Annotated in this window: 26 protein-coding genes; 15 read left to right on the top strand and 11 right to left on the bottom strand. The window is 71.8% G+C overall.

Features of this window, described 5'->3' with window-relative positions:
* Window positions 1-2 precede the first annotated feature (2 nt).
* Window positions 3-3128 (top strand): phosphodiester glycosidase family protein, encoded by a 3126-nt coding sequence (locus AB0A63_RS27125; RefSeq protein WP_360396348.1) that lies wholly within the window; start codon window positions 3-5, stop codon window positions 3126-3128.
* A gap of 127 nt (window positions 3129-3255) precedes the next feature.
* A complete protein-coding gene (locus tag AB0A63_RS27120) occupies window positions 3256-4917 on the top strand; it encodes a DEAD/DEAH box helicase (protein WP_360396346.1) in 1662 nt (553 codons plus the stop codon).
* Here the strand turns inward: AB0A63_RS27120 and AB0A63_RS27115 are convergent.
* From AB0A63_RS27115 to AB0A63_RS27080, 8 genes are all read right to left on the bottom strand, one after another.
* Complete coding sequence (locus AB0A63_RS27115) at window positions 4914-5369, bottom strand: hypothetical protein (RefSeq protein WP_360396344.1); 456 nt, start codon at window positions 5367-5369, stop codon at window positions 4914-4916. The genes AB0A63_RS27120 and AB0A63_RS27115 overlap by 4 nt on opposite strands.
* Window positions 5297-5653 carry a hypothetical protein gene (locus AB0A63_RS27110; protein ID WP_360396342.1) on the bottom strand — a complete coding sequence of 119 codons (357 nt, stop codon included), beginning with the start codon at window positions 5651-5653 and terminating at the stop codon, window positions 5297-5299. The genes AB0A63_RS27115 and AB0A63_RS27110 overlap by 73 nt, the downstream gene beginning before the upstream one ends.
* A gap of 281 nt (window positions 5654-5934) precedes the next feature.
* Window positions 5935-6333: a VOC family protein gene (locus AB0A63_RS27105; RefSeq protein WP_360396340.1), complete on the bottom strand. Its 399-nt coding sequence runs from the start codon at window positions 6331-6333 to the stop codon at window positions 5935-5937.
* A gap of 4 nt (window positions 6334-6337) precedes the next feature.
* Window positions 6338-7147: a helix-turn-helix domain-containing protein gene (locus AB0A63_RS27100; protein WP_360396338.1), complete on the bottom strand. Its 810-nt coding sequence runs from the start codon at window positions 7145-7147 to the stop codon at window positions 6338-6340.
* Window positions 7148-7203: 56 nt separating this feature from the next.
* Window positions 7204-8169, bottom strand: a complete 966-nt coding sequence (locus tag AB0A63_RS27095) for an ABC transporter permease subunit (protein WP_360396336.1) — start codon at window positions 8167-8169, stop codon at window positions 7204-7206.
* The gene (locus AB0A63_RS27090) at window positions 8166-9065 is read right to left on the bottom strand and encodes an ABC transporter ATP-binding protein (RefSeq protein WP_360396334.1); all 900 of its coding nucleotides are present in this window, start codon (window positions 9063-9065) and stop codon (window positions 8166-8168) included. The genes AB0A63_RS27095 and AB0A63_RS27090 overlap by 4 nt, the downstream gene beginning before the upstream one ends.
* Window positions 9062-9457 (bottom strand): GntR family transcriptional regulator, encoded by a 396-nt coding sequence (locus AB0A63_RS27085; protein ID WP_360396332.1) that lies wholly within the window; start codon window positions 9455-9457, stop codon window positions 9062-9064. The genes AB0A63_RS27090 and AB0A63_RS27085 overlap by 4 nt, the downstream gene beginning before the upstream one ends.
* Window positions 9458-9508: 51 nt before the next feature.
* Window positions 9509-10486 (bottom strand): ROK family transcriptional regulator, encoded by a 978-nt coding sequence (locus tag AB0A63_RS27080; protein WP_360396330.1) that lies wholly within the window; start codon window positions 10484-10486, stop codon window positions 9509-9511.
* A gap of 37 nt (window positions 10487-10523) precedes the next feature.
* Here AB0A63_RS27080 and AB0A63_RS27075 point away from each other — a divergent pair, with 37 nt between their 5' ends.
* From AB0A63_RS27075 to AB0A63_RS27035, 9 genes are all read left to right on the top strand, one after another.
* On the top strand, window positions 10524-11531 hold the full coding sequence (locus AB0A63_RS27075) for a Gfo/Idh/MocA family oxidoreductase (RefSeq protein ID WP_360396328.1): 1008 nt from the start codon (window positions 10524-10526) through the stop codon (window positions 11529-11531).
* Entirely contained in the window at window positions 11528-11995 is a 468-nt protein-coding gene (locus tag AB0A63_RS27070) for a heme-degrading domain-containing protein (RefSeq protein ID WP_360396326.1), read from the top strand. Before AB0A63_RS27075 ends, AB0A63_RS27070 begins: the two co-directional genes overlap by 4 nt.
* A gap of 402 nt (window positions 11996-12397) precedes the next feature.
* A complete protein-coding gene (locus tag AB0A63_RS27065) occupies window positions 12398-13804 on the top strand; it encodes a family 2B encapsulin nanocompartment shell protein (RefSeq protein WP_360396324.1) in 1407 nt (468 codons plus the stop codon).
* Between the two features lie 3 nt (window positions 13805-13807).
* Complete coding sequence (locus tag AB0A63_RS27060) at window positions 13808-14887, top strand: hypothetical protein (protein WP_360396322.1); 1080 nt, start codon at window positions 13808-13810, stop codon at window positions 14885-14887.
* Window positions 14880-15890 (top strand): hypothetical protein, encoded by a 1011-nt coding sequence (locus AB0A63_RS27055; RefSeq protein WP_360396320.1) that lies wholly within the window; start codon window positions 14880-14882, stop codon window positions 15888-15890. Before AB0A63_RS27060 ends, AB0A63_RS27055 begins: the two co-directional genes overlap by 8 nt.
* A gap of 37 nt (window positions 15891-15927) precedes the next feature.
* Window positions 15928-17328: a family 2B encapsulin nanocompartment shell protein gene (locus tag AB0A63_RS27050; protein ID WP_360396318.1), complete on the top strand. Its 1401-nt coding sequence runs from the start codon at window positions 15928-15930 to the stop codon at window positions 17326-17328.
* 2 nt (window positions 17329-17330) lie between these two features.
* The gene (locus AB0A63_RS27045) at window positions 17331-18389 is read left to right on the top strand and encodes a family 2 encapsulin nanocompartment cargo protein polyprenyl transferase (protein WP_360396316.1); all 1059 of its coding nucleotides are present in this window, start codon (window positions 17331-17333) and stop codon (window positions 18387-18389) included.
* Between the two features lie 27 nt (window positions 18390-18416).
* A complete protein-coding gene (locus tag AB0A63_RS27040) occupies window positions 18417-19358 on the top strand; it encodes a 4-hydroxy-3-methylbut-2-enyl diphosphate reductase (RefSeq protein ID WP_360396314.1) in 942 nt (313 codons plus the stop codon).
* Window positions 19348-21054 (top strand): 1-deoxy-D-xylulose-5-phosphate synthase, encoded by a 1707-nt coding sequence (locus tag AB0A63_RS27035; protein ID WP_360396312.1) that lies wholly within the window; start codon window positions 19348-19350, stop codon window positions 21052-21054. Before AB0A63_RS27040 ends, AB0A63_RS27035 begins: the two co-directional genes overlap by 11 nt.
* Window positions 21055-21641: 587 nt before the next feature.
* Here the strand turns inward: AB0A63_RS27035 and AB0A63_RS27030 are convergent.
* On the bottom strand, window positions 21642-22769 hold the full coding sequence (locus AB0A63_RS27030; protein ID WP_360396310.1) for a citrate synthase: 1128 nt from the start codon (window positions 22767-22769) through the stop codon (window positions 21642-21644).
* A gap of 41 nt (window positions 22770-22810) precedes the next feature.
* Here AB0A63_RS27030 and AB0A63_RS27025 point away from each other — a divergent pair, with 41 nt between their 5' ends.
* Complete coding sequence (locus tag AB0A63_RS27025) at window positions 22811-23920, top strand: citrate/2-methylcitrate synthase (RefSeq protein ID WP_360396308.1); 1110 nt, start codon at window positions 22811-22813, stop codon at window positions 23918-23920.
* Here AB0A63_RS27025 and AB0A63_RS27020 read toward each other — a convergent pair.
* Window positions 23913-24062 (bottom strand): hypothetical protein, encoded by a 150-nt coding sequence (locus AB0A63_RS27020; protein ID WP_360396306.1) that lies wholly within the window; start codon window positions 24060-24062, stop codon window positions 23913-23915. The genes AB0A63_RS27025 and AB0A63_RS27020 overlap by 8 nt on opposite strands.
* A 70-nt stretch (window positions 24063-24132) precedes the next feature.
* On the opposite strand from AB0A63_RS27020, the gene AB0A63_RS27015 reads away from it, so the two are divergent.
* Window positions 24133-25077, top strand: coding sequence for a helix-turn-helix domain-containing protein (locus AB0A63_RS27015; protein ID WP_360396304.1), 945 nt, complete (start codon window positions 24133-24135; stop codon window positions 25075-25077).
* Here AB0A63_RS27015 and AB0A63_RS27010 read toward each other — a convergent pair.
* Window positions 24982-25515 (bottom strand): MarR family transcriptional regulator, encoded by a 534-nt coding sequence (locus AB0A63_RS27010; RefSeq protein WP_360396302.1) that lies wholly within the window; start codon window positions 25513-25515, stop codon window positions 24982-24984. The two genes, AB0A63_RS27015 and AB0A63_RS27010, sit on opposite strands and share 96 nt — an antisense overlap.
* A gap of 95 nt (window positions 25516-25610) precedes the next feature.
* Between AB0A63_RS27010 and AB0A63_RS27005 the strand changes: the two genes are divergently transcribed.
* Both AB0A63_RS27005 and AB0A63_RS27000 read left to right on the top strand, forming a co-directional pair.
* Window positions 25611-26168, top strand: a complete 558-nt coding sequence (locus AB0A63_RS27005) for a YceI family protein (protein ID WP_360396300.1) — start codon at window positions 25611-25613, stop codon at window positions 26166-26168.
* 173 nt (window positions 26169-26341) lie between these two features.
* Window positions 26342-26992: a response regulator transcription factor gene (locus AB0A63_RS27000; RefSeq protein ID WP_360396298.1), complete on the top strand. Its 651-nt coding sequence runs from the start codon at window positions 26342-26344 to the stop codon at window positions 26990-26992.
* Window positions 26993-26998 lie beyond the last annotated feature (6 nt).

Here is a 26998-nt window from a genome sequence, read left to right as displayed (position 1 = left end):
CTGTGACGAGACGCGCACTGCTGGTGATGGTCGCCGCGGCCCTCCTGACGCCCGCCCTCCTGACGCCCACCGCCGTCCTGGCGCCCGCCCCGGCCCATGCCGGCATCGGCGGTCACATCGAGACGGAACGAACCACCACACCGGTCGCCCCCGGCGTCACGCTCAGCTCCTTCGACTGGTACCGCCCCGGCGGGTGGACCCGCGGTGACGCCATGACGGTCGACCTCACCGGCGGCACCGGGGTCGGGTACGTCGACGCCGGCTCGGTGAGCGCGGCCCGGCCGCTCTCGCTGCAGACGCCGAGGGCGGTCGCGGCGGTCAACGGGGACTTCTTCGACATCGGCAACTCCAACGCGCCCGAAGGCGTCGGCGTCCGGGACGGGCGGCTCGTCAAGTCCGGGCACGGGCGCGCTGTCGGCATCGACGCGGCCGGGGTCGGGAGCGTCATGGAGACGTTCTTCGAGGGCACGTTGAACGGCGTCCACCGGATCACGCAGCTCAACAGCGCGCAGATCGACGTCGACGGCATCGGCGTGTTCACCCCGTTGTGGGGCGGCTACTCCAGGGCGCGGGCCGTGCAGGGTGCCGCGGACACGGCCGAGGTCAGGGTTTCCGGCGACGTCGTCGAGGAGGTCGGTGCGCCGGGTGACCGGCCCATCAGCGGGTACGTGCTCGTCGGCCGCGACCGGGGTGCGGGCGTGCTCCGGCAGCTCAAGCCGGGTGACCGGGTCGAGGTCACCTACGCGAGCCGGACCAGCGACGGCAGCGAGCCCGTCACGGCCATCGGCGGGCGGCAGCTGCTGGTGAAGGACGGCAGGAACGTCGCTCCGGTGGACGCGCTCCACCCGCGCACGGCGGTCGGCTTCTCGCGGGACGGCAGGAAGATGGTCCTGCTCACCGTCGACGGGCGGCAGGGTGCGCACCTGCCGGGCCTGGACCTGCGCGACCTGGCCGACACGATGATCGAGCTGGGCGCCCACAACGCGCTCAACCTCGACGGCGGCGGGTCGTCGACCATGCTCGCGCGGGAACCGGGCAGCACCGCGCTCAAGGTGGTCAACACCCCGTCGGACGGCGCGGAACGCCCGGTGGCCAACGGGCTCGCGCTCTACGCGCCGCCGGGCTCGGGGCGGCTCACCGGGTTCCACGTCCAGCCGGCCGACCAGCGGGTGTTCCCCGGCCTCACCCGCAGGATCACCGTCCGCGGCCACGACGAGACGTTCGGACCGGCCACGAGCCCGCACCTCACGCGCGCCACCGGCGGGTGGGCGGTCGGCGACACCTTCCACGCGGCACAGCGCCCCGGCAAGGCTTCGTTCACCGTCCACAAAGGTTCGACACACAAGACGGTCGGCCTCACCGTGCTCGGCGAGCTCGCGCGGCTCGCCCCGGCGGAACAGCGGATCAGTCTCGCGCCGGACGGGCGGAAACCGCTGCGCATCAACGGGTTCGACGCCGCCGGCTACAGCGCGCCGATCGAACGCGCCGACCTCGACCTGGACTACGACCGCTCGGTCGTCGACGTCACGCCCGACCTCCAGGTCGTCGCGAAGAAGCCCGGCGCGACCACGATCAGGGCACGGGCGCAGGGCAGGGAGGCGCTGACGGCCGTCACCGTCGGCGCGGCCGACGAGCTGCTCGCCCCGTTCGACGACGCTCCGCAGTGGAGCTTCGGGTCGGCGCGCGCCACCGGTTCCGCCGCACCCGAGCCCGCCGGCCACACCGGCACCGGCCTCCGGCTGAGCTACGACTTCACGAGGTCGACCGGCACCCGCACGGCCTACGCGGTGCCGCCGAAACCGTTGCGGGTCAACGGACAACCGCTGGAGCTCTCCGCGTGGGTGCACGGCAGCGCACGGGGCGAGTGGACGGCGTTCACGGTCACCGACGCGAGCGGCCAGTCCCGCTCCCTCTACGGCCCGCACATCACCTGGACCGGCTGGCAGCGGCTCTCCGTCCCGGTGCCGGGCGAGCTGGAGTTCCCGATCGCGGTCACCCGCTTCTACGCGATCGAGACGAAAGCGGACCGCTCGTACCGGGGCGAGCTGGTCGTCGACGACATCACCGCTCGGGTGCCGCCCGCGGTCGCGCTCCCACCGGTCGCCGAACCGCGCGAGGAGGTCATCGGCCCCGCCACGGGCTGGCGGTTCGCGGTCATGTCCGACGCGCAGTTCGTGGCGAGGGCTCCGGACAGCGCCCTGGTGCGGGCGGCGCGCAGGACCCTGCGGGAGATCAGGGCCTCCGGTGCCGAGTTCGTCGTCGTCAACGGCGACCTGGTCGACGAGGCCTCCCCCGCCGACCTCGCGTTCGCCCGCAGGGTGCTGACCGAGGAGCTCGGCGACCTCCCCTGGTACTACGTGCCGGGCAACCACGAGGTCATGGGACCGGGCACGATCGACGGGTTCCGGCGCGAGTTCGGGGCGACCCACCGCACGTTCGACCACCGGGGCACCCGGTTCGTGCTGCTCGACTCGTCCACCGGCACGCTCAGGGGCGGCGGAACCGACCAGGTCGAGATGCTCGGCCGCGCGCTCGGCACCGCGCCCGGTCACACGGTCGTGCTGATGCACCACCCGCCGCGCGACCCGACGCCCGCGCGCACCAGCCAGCTGGCCGACCCGCTGGAGGCGCGGTACTTCGAACGGCTGCTGGCGGAGAACGGCAGGGCCACGTTCATCGGCGGCCACGTCGGCGGGTTCTTCGCGTCCGAAGTGGACGGCGTCCACTACGTGGTCAACGGCAACTCCGGCAAGGCACCGGCCGAGGTCGGCGGGTTCACCGGCTGGACGCTGGTGGGCGTCGGCGAGCACGGCGTGCGGGCGGAGATCCGGCCGCACGTGGACTCGTTGGCGCTCAACGCACCCGCGACCGTGCGCGGCCAGGTGCGGATCGAGCCCGCCATCGCGCAGGGCGACCGGACCGTCCGGCTCGACTACCCGATGGCCGCGACCTGGACCGGCTCCCGCTCCCTGCACGTCGGCGGGGCGCAGGGGCTGCGGCCGTGGCACGTGGCGTGGTTCGACCCGGAGACCCGCGTGCTCACGGCTGTCCGGTCTGGACAGGTGGAGATCGCGGTCGCGGTGAACGGTGTCGTGGCGCGAGCGGGGATCTCGGTGCGGCGCCGGTAGCGGCGCACCACCCCGGTGCCGGCGGCAGGTGCGCACGGCCTCGGGGTGATTCTCTCACTTCCCGCTCCGGTGCCGACCAGCGGACCTAGTCGGGTGTGGCAACCGCCGGTAAGGGAAGATGTGCGCCATGACCACCGCCGACAACGGTTTCGCCGACCTGGGGCTGCGGCCCGACATCCTCAACGCGCTCACCACGCTGGGCTACGAGGAGCCGACGCCGATCCAGAGCGAAGCCATCCCACCGTTGCTGGCGGGCCGTGACCTGCTCGGCCAGGCGGCCACCGGTACCGGCAAGACGGCGGCGTTCGCGTTGCCGCTGCTCGAACGCATCGCCGACCAGATCGGCAAGAGCGACAAGCCGCTCGCGCTGGTGCTCGCCCCGACCCGTGAGCTGGCGGTGCAGGTGTCGGAGGCGGTGCACCGCTACGGCCGGCACCTGGGCACGCGGGTGCTGCCGATCTACGGCGGCCAGCCGATCGGGCGGCAGCTGCGGGAGCTGTCCCGCGGTGTCGACGTGGTGGTCGCCACCCCCGGCCGTGCCATCGACCACTTGGGACGCGGCACGCTGCAGCTCGACGCGCTGCGGATCGTGGTCCTCGACGAGGCCGACGAGATGCTCGACATGGGCTTCGCGGAGGACATCGACGCGATCCTCACCGAGACCCCGGCCGACCGGCAGACGGTGCTGTTCTCCGCGACGATGCCGCCGCGCATCGACCGCATGGCGAAGAGCCACCTGCGCAGCCCCGAGCTGATCCAGATCGAGCGCGAGAAGACCCAGCCGGGCGAGGCGCCGCGGGTGCGCCAGACCGCGTACCTGGTGCGCCGCGAGCACAAGCCGGCCGCGCTCGGCCGCGTGCTGGACGTCGAGTCGCCGACCGCCGCCGTCGTCTTCTGCCGCACGCGCGACGAGGTCGACCAGCTCACCGAGACGCTGAACGGCCGCGGCTACCGCGCCGAGTCGCTGCACGGCGGCATCAGCCAGGAGCAGCGCGACCGGGTCATGGCGCGACTGCGCTCCGGCACGGCCGACCTGCTGGTGGCCACGGACGTCGCCGCACGCGGTCTCGACATCGAGCAGCTCACGCACGTCGTGAACTACAACGTGCCGTCCGCGCCCGAGGCCTACACCCACCGCATCGGCCGCGTCGGCCGCGCGGGCCGCGAGGGCGTGGCGATCACGCTGGTCGAGCCGCGCGAGAACTCGATGCTGAAGACGATCGAGCGGGTCACCAAGACCAAGATCCCGGTCGAGAAGGTGCCGACGGTCGCCGACCTGCGCGCCCGCCAGCTGGAGCTCACCCGCTCGTCGCTGCACGAGTCGCTGCTCGAGGACGACCTGTCGCGCTTCCGCGTCGTGGTCGAGACGCTGGCCGACGAGTTCGACGTGATGGAGATCGCGCTCGCCGCCGTGAAGCTCGCGCACGAGGCCTCCGGTGCCGCCGCGGACGAGGAGGAGATCCCCGAGGTCCGCCCGCGCGAGGACCGCCCGCGCCGCGACGGTGCCCCCGCCGGTCCCCGCCGGGAGCGCCGCGGCCCGTCCGAGGGCATGACCCGCCTGTTCCTGGGTGCCGGCCGCTCGTCGGGCATCCGCCCGCAGGACATCGTGGGCGCGATCACCGGTGAGACCGGCCTGAAGGGCCGCGAGATCGGCGCGATCGAGATCGCGGACCGGTTCTCGCTGGTCGAGGTGCCCGGCGAGGCCGCGAACGACGTGATCACGCAGCTGCGCGACGCGACGATCAAGGGCAAGCGCGTGACCGTGCGCCGGGAGCGCCAGCCCCGCTAGGGCCGGCGGGCTTCTACCAGGAAGCGCGTCGAGGTGCACGCGAACTCGCCGTGCGCCTCGATGTGCTCGTGCATCGCCTTGAGCCGTTCCCGGTACCCCTCGACGGTGAAGCCGGGAACGGTCCACAGGACCTTGCGCAGGAAGTGCACCACCGCGCCGACGTCGAAGAACGCCACCCGCAGCGCCACGGGTTCGAGCCGCAGCACCTCCAGCCCGGCGGCCTCGGCGTCCCGCCGCGCGCTCTCGGTGCTGCGCGTCTGGCTGACCGGCTGCGGCCCGATCATGAAGTCGGTGAGCTCGCGGTTCGTGCCGGCCCCGATCTGCTGCGACAGGTAGGTGCCACCGGGCCGCAGGACCCGCGCGACCTCGGCCCACGGCGTCACGACCGGGTGGCGGCTGAGGACGAGGTCGAACGCGGCGTCCCGGAACGGCAACGGCCCCTCGTCCGGCACCCGCAGCACCGCGGCGCCGGGCAGGTTCCGCCGGGCCACGGCAGCGTTCGGCGCCCACGACTCGGGGCCACCAGCACCGGCGGCTTGACCGGCGCGAACGCCGTGACCTCTCCCCCGCCGGTCTGCAGGTCCAGCGCGGTCCCGACCCGCGCCAGCCGTTCGGCGATCAGCCCCGCGTAGCCCCACGGCGGTCGTTCCTCGGTGGCGCGGCCGTCGAACCAGGAGAAGTCCCAGCCCTCCAGCGGTACCGCCGCCCCCTCGGCGACCAGCTCCTCGAACCCCATGACCGCAGATGCCACCACATCGGGCCGGTCCCGGCCACCGAATACGGCGGCACCTGCCCGTGCGCGAGACGCCCGCGTCCTCATCGCCCCGTGCACTGCCCCGGGCAGGTGCCGCAGCGAGGACAACGACCGAACGACCGCCCGGTTACGCCTTTGAGACGCAACTCCAGCGACCGTCCGGCCTAGTCACCCGATTCAGTCCCGCAGGCGGTAGGCCCGCAGCACGGTCTGGTCCACCGAGCTGCCCCCAGGGCACTCCGCGACCGGTGCGGCGGGTTGCGTCAGGCGCCGCGATAGGTGCCGAAGCTCCAGCGGTTGCCCTCGGAATCAGCCACGGTGAAGCCGCGCGACCCGTAGTCCTCGTCGCGCAGCCCGCGGATCTCCGTCGCGCCGTGCGCCAAGGCCTGGGCGTGGATCTCGTCCGGGCGGTCGGTCACCACGTACACGGACGCGCGGCCGGCGGCGGTCGCCCCTGGCTCGCCGGCGGACCGCTGCGCGGATCCGAGCATCACGCCGCCGCCTTCGGGCCAGACCAGCTCGCAGTGCACGACCTCGCCGTCGGCCGGCCCCGGCACGACGAGGTGTTCGCGGAAACCGAAGCCCTCGACCAGGAACCGGATCGCGGCGGGTGCGTCCCGGTAGGTCAGCGTGGGCCAGCAGGTGGGTGCGGGTGTCGTCATGGGACTACCTTGCGACGTGCGGGCCCTCGCTGCCTTGGACGAATGGAAGCTCGGCCGTGATCCACTCGGTGGGCGTGGCCCCGCACAGCGCCCGCCAGTCCCGGTTGAGGTGCGCCTGGTCGGCGTACCCGCAGGCGGCGGCCACCTCGGTGAGCGTGGGCCTGCGTTCGCCGCGCAGCATCCGGTTCGCCCGCTCGAACCGCATCACCCGGCTCGCGACCTTCGGCGTGAGCCCGTACTCGGCGGCGAAGCGGGCGCTGAGGTGCTGGCGGCTCCACCCGACCTCCGCGGCGATGGCACCGACCCCGGCGCCGTCGGCGAGCCGCTGCCACGCCCACGCCACCTCCACCTGCTGCCGCACCGGCCGCAGCAGCCCGCCGAGCACCCGGTCCAGGTGCGCGAACCGGTCCAGCCACGTCGGTGCGGCCCGCAAGCGCTCGCGCAGCTCCCCGGCGGGCGCGTCGAGCGCGTCCAGCCCGACGGACACCCCGGCCAGCTCACCCGCCGGCACCCCGAGCAACGCCCGTGCGCCCAGCGGCGTGAGGTCGCACTGCACGCCGTGCTGGAACCCGTCGTGGGTGATGAGCACGGCCTCGTCGTGCAGCCCGCCGCACAACGCGGAGAAGCGGCCCTCCGGCAGGTCGACCGTGCCGTCCAGGGTGACGACGAGCGTGAGCGACCGCGAGGGCAGGCCGCGGTGGGTGCCGGGCGCGGTCCGCATCCGGTAGCCGGAGTACCGCGTCACGAACGGCCGCAGCCGCGGGTGCGGCAGCCCGACGACGTGCTCGACGTCCACGCCCCCAATGGTAAGCACCGCCGCACTCCTCCCCCTCCCTGCCTGCCCCGGCATCTGCAAGGGGGATGCGGGGTCTAGAGCAGGCGGCGCCGCACCCGCCACACCACCACGCCGAGCAGGACCGCCGCGACGGTCGCGAACAGGGCCGACTCGATGAGCTGGAACGTCCAGAACCGGTCGGCCGGGTGGTAGACCTCGAACCGCTGGACGCCCCGCTCGTGCAGGAACTGGTTGAGGTTGGTGCCGGCCCGGTCGGCGCTGTCCTCCAGTGCGAGGTACTCGGTGGAGCTCAGCCTGCGCCCGGTGGCGTCCGCGTAGCCGCGCTCGACCGTCCAGTCGGCGAAGCCGGGTGCGGCCCGGTCCTGGGAACCGCCGACGGGGACCGGTTTCGTGGCGGTGAGCGGTGTGGCGTACGCGGGACGGGCCAGCAGCGCCACCGACATCCGGGCGGCGAGGAACGCACCGAACGCGACGCCGAACGCGGGCAGGCTGCGCCGCAGGACCGCACCGGCGGCGGTGGCCACGCCGAACGCGAACAGCGCGTACGCCACCGGGACGAGCCCCTGCAGGTCGAAGGCGTCGTACTGGAACCGCCCCTCCCACGCGTCGAACGGCCGGCGGAACCACGTGAGCACCGCGGTGAACAGGCCGGTGAGCGCGACGGTGACGCCGGCCAGTGCGAGGAGCTTGGCCGCGAGCCAGCGCATCCGCGGCACGGCCTGCGTCCAGGCGAGCTGCCAGGTGCCGTCCTCCAGTTCGCGCGCGAGCAGCGGCGCCCCGAGGAACGCGCCGATGACGACGGGGACCAGGTAGAAGGCGGCCAGGAGGTTCTCGACGAACCCGTACTCGTCGTCGAGCCGGCGGAACGCGGCCGTGCAGGCGTCGCTGACCCCGGCCTGCCCCTCGCACCGGGCGGGACCGCCGGGGAACAGGTCGTGGGCCTGCGTCCCGAGCACGAGCAGGGCGATGCCGAACGCGCCGACGAGCAGGCCCAGGACGCAGACTTCGGTCCGGTGCTGGCGCCAGAGCAACCACGTCATGACGCCCCCACCGCCGTGACCTCGGCACCCGGCTCCGACGGCCGGCTCAGGTACGCGAGCACCAGGTCCTCCAGCGCGACCGGCCGGGCCTGCCACCCCGGCGCGACCGGGAGCCCGCCGTCGCGGACCAGCAGGGTCGTGTGCCGGTCGCTGTGGACGGCCTCCACGACGGTGCCGGCCCGGTCGAGGTCGGTGGCCGTGCGCGGGCCGACGAGCAGCCGGTGCTCGGCGAGCAGGGTGTCGATGTCGCCGGTGAGCGTGACCCGGCCCTGGTTGAGCACGACCAGGTGGTCGCAGACGCGTTCCAGCTCGTGCACGACGTGGGACGAGAACAGGACGGTCACGCCTCCTTCGGCCACCGCGCCCATGAGGACTTGGAGGAACTCGCGCCGGGCCAGCGGGTCGAGGCTCGCCACCGGCTCGTCGAGCACGAGCAGGTCCGGCCGCTTCGCCAGTGCCAGTGCCAGCGCGACCTGGGCCTGCTGCCCGCCGGAGAGCGTGCCGGTCCTGCGGTCGAGCGGGATGCCCAGCGCCGCCAGCCGGCGTTCGGCCAGCCCCTGGTCGAACCGCAGGTTGCAGGTCCGGCCGAAGCGGAGCATCTCGGCGACGGTGAACCGCTTGTACAGCGGGTGGTCCTGGGCCAGGAACCCGATCCTGGACAGGGTGTGCGGGGTGCTGGCGGTGACGTCGTGGCCGAGGACCTCCACCGTGCCGGTGCTCGGCGCCAGCAACCCGACGACCAGCCGCAGCAACGTGGTCTTGCCCGCGCCGTTCGGCCCGACCAGGGCGATCACGCCGCCCGCGGGCAGGGACAGGGTGCAGTCGCGCAGCGCCCAGCCCTTCCGGTACCTCTTGCCGACACCGTCGGTGCGCAGCGCAAACCCGGCCGCCGTCACGCCACGTCCTCGTTCCTGACCTGCTGGTGCACCGAGGTGAGCAGCGCGGTGACCGCCTGCTCGTCGAGGCCCGCCGCGTAGGCACGGCGCAGCCAGGTCGCCAGGCCGCGGCGCAGCGACGTGTACGTCGAGGCGGGCATCACGGGCGACTGCTGCTCGTTGACGAACGTGCCCTGGCCGGGCCGGCCGGTGACCAGGCCCTCCTGCTCCATCTGCCGGTACGCCTTGGCGACGGTGTTCGGGTTGATGGCCAGGTCCTCGACCACCTCGCGGATGAGCGGGAGGCGGTCACCGGGGTGGAGGAAGCCCAGCAGCACCGCCTGGCGCACCTGCTGGACGAGCTGCAGGTACGGCGGCACGCCGGAGTGGGTGTCGAGCCGGAAGACGAACACGGGAGCCCCTTACTGCTTTCCTAGTAGCATAGTAAAGCAGTGAGGCGTCCGTCAGAACAGCTCCCCCAGCACGAGCAGCGCGGCGCCGACGGGCACGAGGTCCGGGCCGTGCGCCGACACGCTCACGTCCACACCGGCCAGTGCCCGCAGGTACAGCTCCGGCGACTCCAGGACCCGCCGTCCACTGAGGACGATCTGGTCGAGGTCCAGCAGCTGCACCAGGTTCACCACCGCGGCCGCGAGCACCCGTGCCGCCTCCGTCCCGGACACCGCCGCGTTGTGCACCGCCTCCACGCACCCGCGCCGCCCGCACACGCACAGCGGGCCGTCGAGCTGGATCGTGGTGTGCCCGAACTCGCCCGCCCCCGACCGGGCGCCGCGGTGCACCTCGCCGCCGAGCAGCAGGCCCATGCCCAGGCCGGTGCCGGCGAACACCAGTGCCGCGTCGCGCAACGGCCGGGCCCACGCCTCGGCGAGCACGGCCGCGTTCGTGTCCTTGTCGACCGCCACGGGCAGTCCCAGCCGTTCCTCGGCCAGCACCCGCAACGGCACCGCCGACCAGCCGGGCAGCCCGTTCGGGGACACCACCCCGTCGCGGAAGTCGAGCGGGCCCGCGATGGCGATGCCCAGGCCCAGCACGTTCCCGCCCGGCTCGACCAGCGGCGCGAGCGCGTCCAGCACGTCCGCGGGCGCGAACATCGGCGCGAGGGGCACGACCGACGACGACACCTGCGCGCCGGTGAGGTCGAGGCGCACGACCCGCAGCTCGTCGCGGTCGACGTACGCGCCGTAGGCGCAGGCACCGTCGGCGCGCAGCCGCAGCGACGTCCGGGGCTTGCCGCGACCGCCGCCGCGCACGGTGCCGGTCTCCTCCAGCAGGCCGGCCGCCAGGAGCCGTGCCACGATCTTCGACACCGCCTGCGGGGTCAGTCCGGCGCGGTCGGCGATGTCGGCCCTGCTCAGAGCCCCTGAGCGCACGAGCCCGAGCACTGTCCGGTCGTTGTGCGAGCGCACTGCGGCGAGGTCCACCTGGCAATTATGCAACAGCGTTGCTTTAATCGGGACCATGACACGGGCAGGACTGCTGGGGTACGGCATCGCGGGACGCGTCTTCCACGCCCCGCTCATCACCTCGACCGAGGGCATGGAGCTCGCCGCGGTCGTGACGGCGAACCCGGAGCGGCAGGCGCAGGCGCGCGCCGACCACCCCGGGGCGCGGATCGTCACCGCGGACGAGCTGTTCGCCATGGACCTCGACCTGGTGGTGGTCGCGACGCCGAACCGGACGCACGTGGAGTACGCGCGGCGGGCGGTCGAGAAGGGCGTCGCGGTCGTCGTCGACAAGCCGTTCGCACCCACGAGCAGCGAGGCGCGGGAGCTGGTCGACGCGGCCCGCGCGAAGGGCGTGCCGCTGACGGTCTTCCAGAACCGCCGCTGGGACAGCGACTTCCTGACCGTCCGGGAGGTCGTCGGGCGGCTGGGTGAGGTCCGCCGGTTCGAGTCCCGCTTCGAGCGCTGGGTGCCCGAGGTCTGGGACAACTGGCGCGAGCGGGGTGCGCCGGAGGAGGCCGGCGGGCTGCTCTACGACCTCGGCGCCCACCTCGTCGACCAGGCCCTGGAGCTGTTCGGGCCGGTCCGGCACGTCTACGCCGAGCTCGACCTGCGCCGCCCCGGCGTGCGGGTCGACGACGACGTGTTCGTGGCGCTGACGCACGAGAACGGCGTCCGCTCGCACCTGTGGGCCAACGCGCACGCCGCCCACCACGGGCCGAGGTTCCGCGTCCTGGGCAGCGAGGGCGCGTTCGTCGTCGACGGCCTGGACGGGCAGGAGGACGCGCTCGCCGCCGGTGGCCGCCCGACGGACCCGGGCTGGGGCGCGGAGCCCCGCACCGGCCGGCTCGGCGTGCTCGGCGACGCCACCGAGGTGCCCCTCGAACACGGCGCCTACCAGCACTTCTACCGCGAGCTGCAGGCCGGGCGGATTCCGGTCGACCCGGCAGGGGCCGTGCACGCGCTGCAGGTCATCGAGGCCGCTTTCACGTCCGCACACGACAACCGGGTGGTGACCCTGTGACCAGCGAAGAGCTCTTGGCGCAAGAAGAACGGCTGCAGTTCGGCTCCTTCGACAACGACACCGCGATCGAACTGGGCCTGCACCTGCTCAGGGCGGCTCGCGAGCAGGGCCTGCCCATTGCGATCTCGGTGTGCCGTGGCGGGCACCGCCTGTTCCACGCCTCCCTGCCCGGCACCGCGCCGAACAACGACCGGTGGCTGGAGCGCAAGGCCCGCGTGGTCGAGCTGTTCGGCCACAGCTCGTTCCAGGTGGGCACGTCGTTCCGGGAGAAGGGCACGACGTTCGAGGCGGCGTCACGGCTCGACCCCGACCGGTACGCGGCGCACGGCGGCGTGTTCCCCGTGATCGTCCGCGGCACGGGGCCGGTGGGCACGGTCGGCGTGTCTGGCCTGCCGCAGGCCGAGGACCACGCGTTCGTCGTCAGCCAGCTGGAAGCTTTCCTGAACGCCGCGGGAGCGCAATAGCACGAATGACGTCCGGCCCAAAACCGGGTTTTCGCCGCAGTGTGCGACGAGTTCCCGGGAGTGGCATTGACGCACACCGCTTCGGGTGGATTTCGATTGCATTCGAAGCGGTTTCATATAGCAGGGTCCTGCCGTCCACCAATACCACAATGGAGTGGTCTTACAGGACCAAACGAGTGACAACTTCGGAACTCCGAAGAATCAAGCCTCTTCACTCTTCTGCCGATACCACGGTCGCCGGTACGGCAGAAGTTGTACCCTGCGTAGCACCCATAGGCGTAAACCACCCACCCGAATGTCGCCTTCTTGGCCGCTTCCCACTTCTCATCCGCGAGAACTAACGTCCAGTCCGGCCTTTGTCGGATTGGTCCATCAGCGCATTGAGATAGGTGGGTGCAGGTTGTGACTGTGACGGATTCTGACCTCAATGAGGGCCGTCAGCAGCTGAGTTTGGGTACGGCCGCCGCTCGTAATCTGGCCACGACCACCAAGTCCGTACCCCAGATGCAGGGAATCACCTCCCGCTGGCTGCTCAAGGTGCTGCCCTGGGTGCAGGCGGCGGGTGGCGCCTACCGCGTCAACCGGCGCCTCACCTACACGCTGGGCGACGGCCGCGTCTCGTTCACCAACACCGGCTCCGAGATCCGGGTCATCCCGATGGAGCTCACGGAGCTCGCGCTGCTGCGCGGGTTCGACGACGACGCCGTGCTGGCCGCGCTGGCCGGTCGGTTCCAGCAGCGCGAGTACCGCGTCGGCGACGTCATCGTCGAGCAGGGCCGCCCGAAGGACCAGGTCGTGCTGATCGCGCACGGCAAGGTCGACAAGGTCGGCACCGGCGAGTACGGCGGCCAGACCGTCCTGGGCAACCTCGCCGACGGCGAGTACTTCGGCGAGACCGTGCTCGCCGGGCCGCAGGGCGAGTGGGAGTACACCGCGAAGGCGGTCACCCCGGTCACCGTCCTGACCCTGTCGTGGGAGGACTTCCAGGCCCTCAACGGTGAGGCCGGCGGCCTGCGCGCGCACATCCAGCAGGCCTACAACAGCCGCAACAAGCCGCAGAACAAGCACGGCGAGGCCGAGATCGACATGGCGGCCGGCCACGACGGCGAGCCGGTGCTGCCCGGCACGTTCGTCGACTACGAGCTCTCGCCGCGCGAGTACGAGCTGAGCGTCGCGCAGACCGTGCTGCAGGTCCACACCCGCGTCGCGGACCTCTACAACCACCCGATGGACCAGGTCGAGCAGCAGCTGCGGCTCACGATCGAGGCCCTGCGCGAACGCCAGGAACACGAGATCGTCAACAACCGGTCGTTCGGCCTGCTGCACAACGCCGACCTCAAGCAGCGCATCCACACCCGCACCGGCCCGCCGACCCCGGACGACTTCGACGACCTGCTCTCGGTGGTGTGGAAGGACCCCTCGTACTTCCTGGCCCACCCGCGCACCATCGCCGCGTTCGGCCGCGAGTGCAACAAGCGCGGCGTCTACCCGCAGCACATCGACTTCAACGGCCAGCAGGTGCCTGCCTGGCGCGGCATCCCGGTGCTGCCGTGCAACAAGATCCCCATCTCGGACACCCGCACGTCGTCGGTGATGCTCATGCGCGTCGGCGAGCAGAACCAGGGCGTCATCGGCCTGCACCAGACCGGCATCCCCGACGAGTACCAGCCGGGCCTGTCGGTGCGGTTCATGGGCATCAACGACCAGGCGATCATCAACTACCTGGTCAGCGCCTACTACTCCGCCGCCATCATGGTGCCGGACGCGATCGGCGTGCTGGAGCACGTCGAGCTCGGTCGCGAGGGGTAGGTCTTGGCCTCCTTCACCATGCCGGAGTTCTACGTGCCGCACCCGGCGCGGATGAACCCGCACCTCGAACGGGCCCGCGTCCACTCCACGCAGTGGGCGCGGGACATGGGGATGCTCGACACCGGGGTGTGGACCGAGGAGGTCCTCGCGGGCGACGACTACGGGTTCATGTGCGCGTGGACCCACCCCGACGCCCCCGCGGACGTCCTCGACCTCATCACCGACTGGTACGTCTGGGTCTTCTACTTCGACGACGAGTTCTTCGCGGAGTTCAAGCAGACCAAGGACGTGGCGGGGGCGAAGGCCTACCTGGACCGGCTGCCGGCGTTCATGCCGCTCAACGGCACCGATCCGTGGCCGGAGCCGCAGAACCCGACCGAGCGCGGTCTCGTCGACCTGTGGCAGCGGACGATTCCGCTGATGTCGCAGGACTGGCGGCGCCGGTTCACCACGAGCACCCACAACCTGCTGCTCGAGTGCATGTGGGAGATCAAGAACATCGAGAGCGGCACGGTCGCCAACCCGATCGAGTACATCGAGATGCGCCGCAAGGTCGGCGGCGCGCCCTGGTCGGCGAACCTGGTGGAGGTCTCCGAAGCTGCCGAGGTGCCCGCGTCCATCGCGGGCACCCGCCCGCTGCGGGTCCTCTCCGACACGTTCTCCGACGCGATCCACCTGCGCAACGACATCTTCTCCTACGAGCGGGAAGTGTTGCGCGAGGGCGAGAACTCCAACGGTGTGCTGGTGTTCGAGAAGTTCTTCGGCCACGACACGCAGACGGCGGTCGAGGCGGTGAACAAGCTGCTCACCTCCCGCCTGCACCAGTTCGAGAACACCGTGTTCACCGAGCTGCCGGTGCTGTTCGCCGAGCACGGGACCGACACGTCCGAGCAGGCCCGCGTGCTGAAGTACGTGAAGGGGCTGCAGGACTGGCAGTCCGGGGGCCACGAGTGGCACCTGCACGCCGGTCGCTACACCAAGTCCGACTCCGGTGCGGGCAACAGCGCGTTCTTCCGCACGATCCTGCGCGGGCCGACCGGCCTGGGCACGTCCGGCGCGTGGCTCGGGGTGGCCCGTGGTTGAGCTTCCCGAGTTCGAGATGCCCTACGCGGCACGGCTTTCGCCGCACGTGGACCGCGTCCGGCAGCACAGCAGGGCGTGGGCGCGGGACATGGGCATGTTCACCGGCTCGCCGTGGACGGAGGCGTTCTACGACGCCGCGGACTACGGCGGCTTCACGCCGCTGGCGTTCCCGGCGCTGCCGGCCGAGGAGCTGCGGTACGTCAACGACTGGGGCGTCTGGGGCTTCTACGTCGACGACGCGTTCCTCGACGGCTTCCTGCGGCCGCGCAACCTCGCGGGCGGCCGGGCGTTCGCCGCCCGGCTGAAGGCGGTGCTCGCGGACCCGTCGGTGCCGGCGGTGAACCCGGCCGAGAGGGGGCTCGCGGACCTGCTGTCCCGCGGCACCCCCGACGAGGCCGACCGCGCGATGCTGCTCGACTACCTCGACGCACTGCTGTGGGAGCTGCACAACACCGTCCAGGGCCGTGTTCCCGACCCGGTCGACCTGGTGGAGATGCGCCGCAGGTCGATCATGGGTGAGCTGTCGGCCCGGCTCGTGCGCAAGGCCGCCCGCGCCGACCTGCCGGAGGAGCTGCTGCGCAACTCCACGATGAGGGCGCTGGTCGACTCGTTCGGCGACGTCCCGTCGCTGCGGATGGACCTCTTCAACCACGACCGCGTGCACGCCACCGGCGGCAGCACGACCAGCGCGGTGCTGGCGGTGCGGCAGTTCTTCGACTGCGAGCTGCAGCAGGCCGTGGACCTCGTGGGCGACCTGATCTCGGCGCGGCTGCGGCAGATCGGCACGATCATGGCCGAGCTGCCTGCCCTGGCCACCGAGTACGACCTCGACGCCGAGGCGACGGCCGGGCTGTCCCGGTACGCCGAGGCCATGCGGTCGTGGCTGGCCGGTGAGCTGCTGTGGACGCAGCGCTCCGGCCGCTACCGCCCCACCACCACCCCCACCCGACGGTCGTTCCACGCGCCGTCCGGACTCGGCACCGCCGCGGTGCTGGTCCGCTGATCCCTCCTCCCGCTGAACAAGATTGGCAGGACTCGCAGTGACTGTTACCGATCCGGGTCTCGGGGTCGACGACAAGCAGCTGAGCCTCTCCAGGGCAGCCGCCCGCAACCTCTCGTCGACCACCAAGTCCGCGCCGCAGATGCAGGGCATCTCCCCGCGGTGGCTGCTGCGACTGCTGCCGTGGGTCGAGGCCAAGGGTGGTGCCTTCCGGGTCAACCGGCGGCTCACGTTCGCGATCGGCGACGGCCGGGTCACGTTCACCAGCGTCGGTTCCGAGGTGCGCCCGGTGCCGCAGGAGCTGGCCGAGTTCCCGCTGCTGCGCGGGTTCGAGGACGAGGACTCGCTGGTGGCCCTCGCGAGCCGGTTCGAGCAGCGCGAGTACCAGCCGGGCGAGGTGATCGCCGAGCGCGGCACCCCGGTGGACACCATCGTCGTGATCGCGCACGGCAAGGTCGCCAAGACCGGTCGCGGCAAGTTCGGCGACGACGTGGCGCTGGGCACCGTGGCCGACGGTGAGCACTTCGGTGACAACGAGGTGCTGTCCGGTGCCGAGGTGGCGTGGAGCTTCACCGCCCGCGCGCTCACCCACACGACCGTGGTCGAGCTGCCGCGCTCGGTGTTCAACCAGCTCAACCAGCAGGTCGAGCCGTTGCGCACGCACATCGAGCAGCAGCTCGCGCACCCGACGAACCCGCAGAACAAGCACGGCGAGGCCGAGATCGACATCGCCTCCGGCCACGACGGCGAACCGGTGCTGCCCGGCACGTTCGTCGACTACGAGCTGCGGCCGCGCGAGTACGAGCTGTCGGTGGCGCAGACGGTCCTGCGCGTGCACACCCGCGTCGCCGACCTCTACAGCCAGCCGATGGACCAGGTCGAGCACCAGCTGCGGCTCACCATCGAGGCCCTGCGCGAGCGGCAGGAGCACGAGCTGATCAACAACCGGGAGTTCGGCCTGCTGCACAACGCCGACCTCAAGCAGCGGCTCAGCACCAGGTCGGGACCGGTCACGCCGGACGACATGGACGAGCTGATCTCCCGGCGCCGCAACACGAAGCTGATCCTGGCCCACCCCAGGGCGATCGCGGCGTTCGGCCGGCAGCTGTCCGAGCGCGGCCTCTACACGCCGACGGCCGTGGTGGAGGGCAAGCCGATGCAGACGTGGCGGGGCGTGCCCATCGCGCCGTGCGACAAGATCCCGGTCAGCAAGAACGGCACGACGTCGATCATCGCGATGCGCCTGGGCGAGGAGAAGCAGGGCGTCGTCGGCCTGCGCCAGACCGGCATCCCCGACGAGTACGAGCCCGGCCTGAACGTGCGGTTCATGGGCGTCGACGAGCACGCGATGCTCAAGTACCTGGTGTCGACCTACTACTCGGCCGCCGTTCTCGTGCCGGACGCGCTGGGCGTGCTGGAGAACGTGGAGATCGGTCTCTAGCGATGACAGCGGAGATGTCCTCCCCCAGCACCGAACGGCTCGCCGCGGGACGCCCCGCGGGCGAGGTGCTCGCGTGGAGCCGGAGCCTGGTGACCCCGGCTCTGCGCAGGGCCGTCAGTCAGCTGCCCGAGTCGATGCGCGTGATCGCCGAGTACCACTTCGGGTGGCGCGACGAGCACGGCAACCCGGTGCTGGAGAACAGCGGCAAGGCGATCCGGCCGGCGATGGTGCTGCTGGCGGCCGAGGCCGTCGGCGGCAAGGCGGCGGCCGCCATCCCGGCGGCGGTGGCGGTGGAGCTGATCCACAACTTCTCGCTGCTGCACGACGACGTGATGGACGGTGACGAGACCCGCCGCCACCGCGCCACGGCGTGGACCGTGTTCGGCGTCAACGCGGCGATCCTGGCCGGTGACGCGCTGCAGGCGCTCGCGGTGGACGTCCTCGCGGCGTCCGGGCACCCGCGGGCGCTGGAGGCGATCCGGCTGCTGGGCGACGCGGTCGTCGCGTTGCTCGACGGGCAGGCGCACGACCTCGACTTCGAGAACCGCACGGACGTGGTGGTGCCCGAGGTGGTCACGATGGCGCTGGGCAAGACCGGCGCGTTGCTGGGTGCCTCGACCGCGCTGGGCGCGCTGTACGGCGGCGGGACCGACGGGCAGGTCGAGTCGCTGCGCGGCTACGGCACCCAGCTCGGGCTCGCGTTCCAGCACGTGGACGACCTGCTCGGCATCTGGGGCGACCCGGCGGTGACGGGCAAGGCCGCGCACACCGACCTGCACAGCCGCAAGAAGTCGCTGCCGGTGGTGCGGGCGCTCACGGCCGGCACGCCCGCGTCGGAGCAGCTGGCGGCGCTGTACTTCCGGGCGGGCGAGCTGTCTGCGGCCGAGCTGGCGCTGGCGGCCTCGCTGGTCGACTCCGCCGGCGGGCGGGCGTGGAGCCAGGAGCAGGCCGACGAGCTGCACACGCGGGCGTTGCTGCACCTGGGCGAGTCCTCGCCGGCCGCGCGGGCGGCCGTGGAGCTCGGCACGCTCGCCCAGCTGGTCACCCACCGAGACCACTGACCGCCCCTCTTCCCCGGAAGGCGCCCGATGACGGAACACCCGCCGCGTTCGGTGCTGCTCGCCTCACCCCGGTCGTTCTGCGCCGGGGTGGAGCGGGCCGTCGAGATCGTGGAACGACTGCTCGACCAGCGCGGTGGCCCGATCTACGTGCGCAAGCAGATCGTGCACAACGTCCACGTGGTGCGCGGTCTGGAGGCCCGCGGCGCCGTGTTCGTGGAGGAGCTGTCGGAGGTTCCGCCCGGTGCCACGGCCGTCTTCTCCGCGCACGGCGTCTCCCCCGCTGTGCGGGCCGAGGCCGCGGAGCGGTCGCTGGAGGTGCTGGACGCGACCTGCCCGCTGGTGACCAAGGTGCACGCGGAGGCGCGGCGGTTCGCCGCCCGCGGTGACACGATCGTCCTCATCGGACACGCCGGGCACGAGGAGGTCGAGGGCACGCTGGGCGAGGCGCCCGACCGGATGGTGCTCGTGGAGACCGTCGCCGACGTCGAGGCGCTGGAGATCACCGGCCCGGTGTCGTACCTGACGCAGACGACGCTGGCGGTCGACGAGACGTCCGAGGTGGTCGCGGCGCTGCGGCGGCGGTTCCCGCACGTGCGCGGTCCCGGTTCGGACGACATCTGCTACGCCACCACGAACCGGCAGATCGCGATCCGGGAGGTGGCCGCGCAGTCCGACCTCGTGCTCGTGGTGGGGTCGCGCAACTCGTCGAACTCGGTGCGGATGGTGGAACTGGCCGCCCGCACCGGCACCCCCGCGCACCTGGTCGACGACGCCTCGGAGATCGACCCGGCGTGGCTGGAGGGCGTGACGACGGTGGGCCTGTCAGCGGGTGCGTCGGCGCCACCGGAGCTGGTCGACGAGGTGGTGGCGGCGTTGGAGGCGCTGGGCACGGTGTCGGTGTCCACGCACACGACGGCGACCGAGACGATCTCGTTCACACTGCCGCTGGCGGTGCGCCGTGCTGGCTGACATCACCTCGCCCGCGGACGTGCGGGCGCTGTCCTCGTCCGAGCTGGCGCGGCTGGCCGCGGAGATCCGGTCGTTCCTCATCGCCAAGGTGCACCGCACCGGCGGGCACCTCGGCCCGAACCTGGGCGCGGTGGAGCTGACGATCGCGGTGCACCGGGTGTTCTCGTCCCCGGTCGACGTCGTGCTGTTCGACACCGGGCACCAGTCGTACGTGCACAAGCTGCTGACCGGTCGCCGCGCCGACTTCGACTCGCTGCGGCAGGCCGGTGGCCTGTCCGGCTACCCGTCCGCGGCCGAGTCGGCGCACGACGTCGTCGAGAACTCGCACGCCTCCACCGCACTGTCCTATGCGGACGGTCTGGCGAAGGCGTTCGAGCTCGGCGGCGTCGACCGGCGGGTGGTGGCGGTCGTCGGTGACGGCGCGCTGACCGGCGGCATGTGCTGGGAGGCGCTGAACAACATCGGCGGGTCGTCGCGGCCGGTCGTGGTGCTGCTGAACGACAACGGCCGTTCCTACGACCCGACGGCCGGCGGGCTCGCGGCGTCGTTGCTCGACGGCACGGCGCGCTGCCTGTTCGAGGCGCTGGGCCTGGCCTACCTCGGCGAGGTCGACGGGCACGACGTGCACGCCGTCGAGAACGCCCTGTGGGAGGCCAAGTCGCTGGGCCGTCCCGTGGTCGTGCACTGCAGGACGGTGAAGGGCAAGGGGTACGACGCGGCCGAGGCCGACGAGGCGGACCGCATGCACGCGGTCGGCGCGGCCGGTACCACCTCGGCACGCACGTGGACCGACGTGTTCTCCGACGAAATCGTGGCGATCGGCGCCGACCGGCCCGACGTGGTGTGCGTGACCGCGGCGATGCTCGAACCCGTCGGCCTGCGGCCGTTCTCTGCGCGCTTCCCGTCCCGGGTGTTCGACGTCGGCATCGCCGAGCAGCACGCCGTGACGTCGGCGGCGGGCATGGCGATGGGCGGCCTGCACCCGGTGGTCGCCGTCTACGCGACGTTCCTGTCACGCGCCTTCGACCAGCTGCTGATGGACGTGGCGCTGCACCGGTTGCCGGTGACGTTCGTGCTCGACCGCGCGGGTGTCACGGGCCCGGACGGTGCCTCGCACCACGGCATGTGGGACGCCTCCGTGCTGCCCGTGGTGCCGGGCCTGCGCCTGGCCGCACCACGGGACCCGGCGTCGCTGGCCGCGTTGCTGCGCGAGGCGGTCGACGTCTCCGACGGCCCGACGGTCGTGCGCTACCCGAAGGCGTCCGCCGGCCCCGACGTGCCCGCGGTGCGGCGGGTGGGCCACTTCGACGTGCTGCACGAGACCCCGGACGCCGACGTCCTGCTGGTCGCGGTCGGCCCACTCGCCGGCCCGTGCCTCGCAGCCGCGGAGGAGTTGGCCGCACACGACGTCCGTGTCACGGTCGTCGACCCGCGCTGGACCGCGCCGCTGGACCCGCACCTCGTGAAGTACAGCAGCGGTTTCCGCCTGGTGCTGGCCGTGGAGGACACCACCTCGACAGGCGCGCTGGGCGCCCGCCTGGGCCAGGCGCTGGCAGGCGGCCCGACGTGCGTGGCGACGTTCGCCCTGCCCCCGCGCTTCCTGCCGCACGACTCCCGCGCCCGCATCCTGCGCGCCCACGGCCTGGACGCCGCGGGCATCACGACGAGCGTCCTGAAGCGCCTCGGCGTGCGCTGATCACCCGCGCCGCGAACGCAAGGCCGACCGCACCCGCCCCCACGCGGCGCGGCGCGGCGTGGTGCAGGCAGGGCGGCGTGGAGCAAGCAACGCGGGGGCAGGCCGGACGGCGCGGGGTTGGCTGGGCGGCGCGGGGTTGGCTGGGCGGCGCGGGCGGACGGCGCGGCACAAGCGGGGTGGCATCGTCAGCGCGGCGTAAGAGAGCTCGGGCGGAGCGGCGCGAGGCAACGCTGCCAGCATGGCGCGGGCGGAGCGGCGCAAGCAAGGCGGCGCAAGCACGGCGATGCGGCCAGCGCAGCACGAGCTGACAGCGGCCGCGTCGGGCCGGGGCGACACGAGCGACGGTGCAGGCGAGGCGCGCCCACCGGCTCGCCGCCGACATGCAAGCGCACTGCCCAGCGTCCGTGCCGTGCCCAACCGCACCGTCCAGCGCCCGGTGCCGTGCCCAACTGCGCGCCCCGACGCCCGTGCCGCGCACCCGCGCCCGACAGCTGCCCTGGCGTCTGCCCCGACGGCTGCTCCGAAACTGTCCCGGCAGTTACCTCGCCAGCTGTCCTGGCGGCTACCGCGACGGTTGCGCCGGGCGGCTACGGGCGGTCGCCCGTGTACACGCCCAGCGTCCGGAACCGCAGCCCCGGCTCGGCGTACTCCTCGATCGCGTGCGCGATCCAGCCGACGATCCGGGCGATCGCGAAGATCGCCTCGCCGGCGTCGGGGGACATCTGGAACGTGACCCCGAGTTGGGCGAGGGCCAGGTCGACGTTGGGGAACGTGAGTGGTTGGGTGGCGATGACGCGGTCCGCCACCAGGTCGGCGTCGCCGTGGGTGCGCAGGAGGGCGAGCAGGTGGTCGGCGCGGGGGTCGTGGCGTTCGTAGACGGCGTGGCCGAAGCCGGGGATCGGCTCGCCTGCGCGCAGGCGTTCGGCCACCGCGGCCATCGGGTCGGGGGCGGCTTGCAGGAGGAAGCGGTGGGTGAGGGTGCTGGCGGTGCCGTGCTTCTGGCCCTCCATGGCGCCGAGGCCCGCGGACACCACGGCGTACGGGTGGGCGCGGGCGGAGGCGGCGACCCTGGCGGCCATCGTGGAGACGGCCAGGTCGTGGTCGGCGAGCAGGACCAGGGCCGCGTTGAGGACGGCGGGCTGGGGCGGTTCGGGTGACAGGCGGGCCCAGAGTCGGTCGGCGATGTCGGTGCCCTGCGGGCGTTGGATGAGCGGGAGGGACTCGACGACGTCGGCGATGAGGGCCTTGGCGGTCGAGACGGCGCGGTCGAGGTCGAAGCGCAGCGGGTCGCCGGCGCCGGCGAGGGCCACGGCCACGCGGACGCGGTCGGTGAGGGTCGCGCTGTCGGGGAGGGCCATCCAGATCTCCTGGCCCTCGGGGAACTCGACACCGGTGGTCTCCACGGCGGTCCACAGCCACTGCGCCACGTCCTCGAACCGGCGCGTCCCGCTCAGCTCGACGGCGGAGCGGCCGCGGTAGAACAGCCGGTCGTGCTCCAGCAGGGAGATGCGGGTGCGGATGCGATCGGTCACAGCGGCCACTGCTCCGCGCGCACCAGTGCGCTGCGCCAGGGCCTCGACCTCGGCGACGTCGAACATGCTCGCGCGGTTCAGCTTCGTGCTGGTCAGCAGGCCGCGGCTGACGTAGGCGTACACCGTCGCCGGCTTCACGCCGAGGCGGCGAGCGGTCTGGATTGTCGTCAGCATTGATTCCATCAACGTTGACTGTACCTGGAGGTTGACGGAGCCTCTTGTCCATGTTGATTGATGCACCCAAAGGGTTGAAGGACGTCGTCGTCACCACCACCCTGATCGGGGATGTGAACGGGGCTGCGGGCTACTACCACTACCGCGAGCACGACGCGATCGAGCTGGCCAGGACCCGGTCGTTCGAGGACGTGTGGTTCCTGTTCGCCGAGGGCCGGCTGCCGGACGCGGCGGAGAGCGAGCTGTTCGCACGGCGGACGGCGGAGCTGCGCGAGCTGCCCGACGGCATCGCCGCCGTGCTGCCCGCCATCGCGCAGGCCGGGGTCACGCCGCTGGCCGGGCTGCGGACGGCGTTGTCGTTGCTGCCGTCGCAGCCGATGTGGGACGCGCCGATGGCGGCACGCAGGGCCGACGCGCTGCGCGTGTGTGCTGTGACGCCGACGATCCTGGCCGCACTGCACCGGCTCAAGCTCGGGCTTGAGCCCGTCCACCCCAGGGTTGAGCTGTCAACGTCGGCGAACTGGCTGTACATGTTGACTGGACAGGAGCCGTCAACGTGGACGAGTCGTGCAGTCGAGCAGTACTTGATCGCGACGATCGACCACGGCTTCAACGCGTCAACGTTCACGGCACGCGTCGTCGCGAGCTCGGGAGCTGACGTCGTGTCGGCGGTGACGGCGGCGATCGGCACGTTCTCCGGGCCGCTGCACGGTGGCGCGCCGGACCGGGCGCTGGAGAGCCTCGACCTCATCGGCTCGCCGGACAACATCGACGCCTGGGTGCGCGAGCAGATCGAGCAGGGCAACCGGATCATGGGCTTCGGTCACGCCGTCTACCGGACGGAGGACCCGCGGGCACGCCTGCTCAGGGAGATCGCGCTGGAGCGGCCGACGCCGCTGACGGAGTTCGCGACGACGGTCGAGCGCCGGGTGACCGAGCTGCTGGCCGAGCTCAAGCCGGGCCGGCAGCTGTACGCGAACGTCGAGTTCTACGCGGGTGTCGTGATGGAGCAGTGCGGGATCCCGCGCGACATGTTCACGCCCACGTTCGCGTGCAGCCGGGTGATCGGGTGGTGTGCCAACGCCCTGGAACAGTCCGAGGACACGAAGATCATCCGCCCGATCGCCCGCTACACGGGACCGCAGCCGCTCATCAAGTGAGGTACCGGATGTCGTTGCGCACGCGGATGCGGTCGCGGTCGACGACGTCGGAGGAGCCCGCCAGGCCGGCACTGCGGTCGCGGTGCCGGTCGAGCCAGACGGCGAGGACTGCCACTACCAGGAGGATCGCTGCAAGAGTCATGTAGAAAGTTTGCGGCCGACAAAATCCCGCCAACAGTGGCAGATCTGACGATGCGCGCTAAAATCCTGCCATGCTCCGATCGGTGGCGGTTCCGCTCATCAGCGGCGTCGCGCCGTTCGAGTTCGGCGTGCTCTGCGAGGTGTTCGGCGTCGACCGGACCGAGGAGGGCGTGCCGCTGATCGACTTCCGGGTCTGCGGCGAGCTCCCGAACGAGCCGGTGCACACGGACGTCCCCGGTGTCTCCATCACCCCGGAGCACGGCTTCGAAGCCCTGCTCGACGCCGACCTGGTCGCGCTGCCCGCGGCCAAGATCCGCGAGGCCTACCCGGAGAAGCTGCTCAAGACGTTGCGCGAGACCGACGCGACGCTGCTGAGCGTCTGCAGCGGGGCGTTCATCCTCGGCGAGGCGGGCCTGCTCGACGACCGCCGGTGCACCACCCACTGGCGTGAGACGAAGGCGTTCCAGGAGCGCTTCCCCAGGGCCCAGGTCGACCCGGACGTGCTGTTCGTCGACGACGGCAACATCATCACCAGCGCGGGCACGGCCGCCGGCATCGACGCCTGCCTGCACCTGGTGCGCCGCGAGCTCGGCACCAGGGTCGCCACGACCATCGCGCGCAGGATGGTCGTGCCGCCGCAGCGCGACGGCGGTCAGCGGCAGTTCGTGGAGCTGCCCATCCCCGACTGCTCGGCCGACAGCCTCGAACCGGTGCTGGAGCAGGTGCTCGACACGATCGCGGACAACCACACGGTGGCGTCGATGGCGAAGCTCGCCGTCATGTCCGAGCGGACGTTCGCCAGGAGGTTCGTCGCGGAGACCGGCACCACGCCGAACAAGTGGCTGTCACTCCAACGGGTGCTGCACGCGCGCCGGCTGCTCGAGGAGACCGACCTCGACGTCGACGCGGTGGCGACCCGGTCAGGCTTCGGCACCGCCGCACTCCTGCGCCACCACTTCCACCGGGTCGTCGGCGTCGCACCGAGCGACTACCGCCGCACATTCGCCTGTCGTTAACCGCGTGAAGATCTTCTCTGAGATCGACCGCAGCGCCGCGACCTCCTCGTCGCCGAGCAGGTCGAACACCAGGTGGTGGACCGTCTCGGCGTGCCGGGGCGCCGCCGCCTCGATGGCAGCGCGGCCCTGCTGGGTCAGCACCACGTAGGAGCCGCGCCCGTCGCTGGCGCACCCCTCGCGGGCGACGAGCCCGCGCTTCACCATCCGTCCGAGGTGGTGCGAGATGCGGCTCTTCTCCCAGTTCAGCGACCGGGCCAGCTCCAGCACGCGCACGCGTTCGTCCGGCGTGTCGGTCAGTTGGACGAGCACGGCGAAGTCGGCCATGGAAATGTCGGAGTCGGCGGACATCTGCCTGCTCAGGTGGGCGTTCAGCTCCCCTTGCATGCGGACGTAGGCACGCCACGCCAGCTGTTGTTCAGGTTCAAGCCATCGGGTCACACGCTCAGCATACGGGAATAGTTGACACATCATCCATGGTTGGTGCAAGGTAGATGACAGTTCAACCAACCCGACCGACCGAAGGACATACCGCGATGACCACGCCCACCAACCTCTCCGAACTGACCGGCGACTACGTCATCGACGCGTCGCACTCCCGCATCGGCTTCGTCGCCCGCCACGCGATGGTCACCAAGGTTCGTGGTGCGTTCAACGAGTTCGACGGCAAGATCAAGATCGACGGTGACAAGCCGGAGAACACCACCGCCGAGGTGACCGTGAAGGTCGCGACGATCGACACCCGCAACGCGCAGCGCGACGGCCACCTCACCACCAACGACTTCCTCGACGTCGAGACCTACCCGGAGATCAAGTTCGTCTCGACCTCCGCGAAGCAGGTCGACGACGGCAACTTCGAGATCACCGGTGACCTGACCATCAAGGACGTCACCAAGTCGATCACCATCCCGTTCGCGTTCGAGGGCGTGGCCGTGGACCCGTTCGGCAACACCCGCGTGGGCTTCGAGGGCTCGCACACCATCAACCGCAAGGACTACGGCGTCACCTGGAACGCGGCGCTGGAGACCGGCGGCGTGCTGGTGAGCGAGAAGGTCGTCCTCGAGTTCGAGATCTCGGCGATCAAGCAGGGCTGACCGCAGCCGGTCACGTCGTGACAGGTCCGGGCGCTTTCCAGCGACCCGGACCTTTCGCGTTCCAGCGGGCGGGCCTCCCGCGTTCCAGCAGCCCCGGACGACGCCCGATCGGCCCAGTGCGGCGAGTGCCTCCAGGCCCCTCGGAGCAGTGTCCTTGGACTACCGTGAACCCCATGGCGACGCGTGTTTTCCTCGTCGACGACCACGAGATCGTCCGCCGCGGCATCGCGGACCTGCTCGGTGAGGAGCCCGACCTGGAGGTGGTCGGTGACGCTGCGACGGTCGCGGAGGCGCTGGCCGCGGTGCCGGAGGCCCAGGCTGACGTGGCGGTGCTCGACATCCGGCTCCCCGACGGCAACGGCATCGAGCTGTGCCGGGAGCTGCGCAGCCGCGTCCCCGGCCTGCAGTGCCTGATGCTGACGAGCTTCGCCGACGACGAGGCCCTGTTCGACGCGATCATGGTGGGCGCCTCCGGGTTCGTGCTCAAGCAGATCCTGGGCGCCGACCTGGTGAACGCGGTCCGCACGGTCGCCGCCGGCCAGTCGCTGCTCGACGCGCGCACGACCAGCGCCCTGCTCAACCGGATCCGCCGCGAACGCGAGGAGGGCGACCCGCTGCGCGTGCTCAGCGAGCAGGAGCGCACGGTGCTCGACCTCATCGGCGAGGGGCTGACGAACCGGCAGATCGCCGAGCGGATGTTCCTCGCGGAGAAGACCGTCAAGAACTACGTCTCGCACCTGCTGGCGAAGCTCGGCATGCAGCGCCGCACGCAGGCGGCGGTGTTCGCGTCGCAGTTCCGCAGGGGCGGCGAGAAGCCCCGCTAGAACGGG

The organism is Lentzea sp. NPDC042327, assembly GCF_040647275.1.
Lineage (GTDB): Bacteria > Actinomycetota > Actinomycetes > Mycobacteriales > Pseudonocardiaceae > Lentzea.
This window is presented reverse-complemented; position numbering and strand designations above follow the sequence as displayed.